The 1,406-nt window shown below is 32.8% G+C and carries 2 protein-coding genes; one reads left to right on the forward strand and one right to left on the reverse strand.

The window, feature by feature from the left end; all coding sequences use genetic code 11:
• The coding region (locus AC1DJR_RS29730; RefSeq protein ID WP_477004229.1) for a hypothetical protein at nucleotides 1-1,107 on the forward strand (1,107 nt) is incomplete at its 5' end.
• A gap of 117 nt (nucleotides 1,108-1,224) precedes the next feature.
• Here the strand turns inward: AC1DJR_RS29730 and AC1DJR_RS29735 are convergent.
• On the reverse strand, nucleotides 1,225-1,406 hold a 182-nt coding region (locus tag AC1DJR_RS29735), incomplete at its 5' end, for a hypothetical protein (RefSeq protein ID WP_477004230.1).

Raw genomic sequence — 1,406 nt, forward strand, 5'->3', positions numbered from 1 at the left:
ATACATTTTTATTGTCAAAAAGCGTGGGATTATATTAGTTTCTTTCAAGTTAACTATGTTCAAGTTAAAAATTTTCAAACTGCAATATATTTAAAAACGGAATATGTAGACAATATAAATACACCTTGCTGGATTAACGCAAATGTATTTCAATCTATATTTATTGATGGATGTCAGTATGGAATAGAAGTAGATGGGAATAGTGATTTACCAAATGAAAGTTCAGGAAATACGTTTCATGATATTCAAGTGCAATGTAGACAACAAACGAAAAAAGCAATTCGTTGTTCAGGTGCTTATAATACATTCAACTGTATGATTTGGGATACGTACAGGATGAGTAGTGAACAAATAGTAATTGAATTTTCTTCCAATTCCCATCGTAACTACCTTTTTTCAAATTTACTTTCAACAACTATTGTAGATAACGGACAATACAATGTTTGTAAGTCTACTTATGAAGAATCACTTCGGATTCAGTTACCTTTGACGCTGAATAAACCACATTTAATAGGAAATCAAGATGATATTTTAGTAAATGCTCAGCTGAAGTATAGTGTCAAGCAAGTAAGTGGGAAATTACCTTACGGAGGAAATATCGCTAATTGTTTTAATTTAATAGATGAACAAAGTGTGAATTATATTGATGTTCCAGATAGTAATCCAGTTGTTATTGAATTGGACTTTACGAAAAATCCGATCAAAATGTTGAATTGTATTGGGATGTACTTTGGATGGGGAGAGAGCCCAAAGAAAATTAAAATTGAATATGCATTAAGTGCAACTGGGAGTTGGATTATCGCGGCAGATGTTCCATTAAATGTTGGAGATACAGTTATATCGAATATGAAAGCTAATCAGTTATATAAAGTAAGAATTACATTGAGTGGTTACTCTCAAGACGATAAGCGTTTTCGAATTAATCGTATTTTTGCAAGGTCTTCTATGGAAAATGGAAATGCTTGGTTAGCGACAACTGGYGGAAGAATGTTTGGAGATATTGAGCTGGAAGCGAGTCAAGGTGTAATTATGAAGACTGCTGGTGGAGTAAAATGGAAAGTTACTATAAATGAAGCGGGTCAGCTTATTACAACTAAAATAACTTGAGATGTTCTTCTCTTTGCATAAGTTGTACAAGTATTAGGTGGTGTGATGAATTCGTTTTAAATGAAAAAAGCTTGTAGTTTGAATGAAATCAAACTACAAGCTTTTTATTATTTTCGTTTACTGCCACCAAATCCAAGTCCAAAAGTAATTTCGTATATTTCGAGGAGTAATGCGTATGAAACGTTCACCGTCAAAGAAACAATTTAAATTTGGAAGTGTTTCATCTGGATTTTCTGGAATAAAGGTGACGATGTTTTCGTTACTTGTAATGGTTACTGTGATTGGTGGATCGGTAGGAG

Source organism: Bacillus sp. 05T31 (assembly GCF_056396725.1).